The organism is Lactococcus sp. S64 (assembly GCF_016516525.1).
In the GTDB taxonomy this organism is placed as follows: domain Bacteria; phylum Bacillota; class Bacilli; order Lactobacillales; family Streptococcaceae; genus Lactococcus; species Lactococcus lactis.
Genome location: NZ_JACVUQ010000039.1, coordinates 1 through 303, shown reverse-complemented (window position 1 = coordinate 303; position 303 = coordinate 1). Strand labels below are relative to the sequence as shown.

The 303-nt window shown below is 39.9% G+C and carries 1 pseudogene; it reads left to right on the top strand.

The features are described from left to right. A pseudogene (locus tag IAE51_RS12060) lies at positions 1–271 on the top strand (hypothetical protein); the annotation flags it as partial. Positions 272–303 lie beyond the last annotated feature (32 nt).

Below are 303 nucleotides of genomic sequence, written 5' to 3'. Positions count from 1 at the left end.
GCTATCAGAGACTGAGTCAGAGATTGAATCAGATATTGACGCACTATCAGAGAGTGAGTCAGAAGTTGAGTTGCTATCACTTACTGAGTCAGAGATTGAATCAGAAGTTGATGCACTATCAGAAACAGAGTCAGAGATTGAATCAGAAGTTGACGCACTATCAGAGACGGAGTCAGAGATTGAATCAGAAGTTGAGTTGCTATCAGAGACTGAGTCAGAGATTGAATCAGAAGTTGAGTTGCTATCAGAGACTGAATCGCTTAGAGAATGACTATCTGAAAGTGAATCACTTAATGAATCACT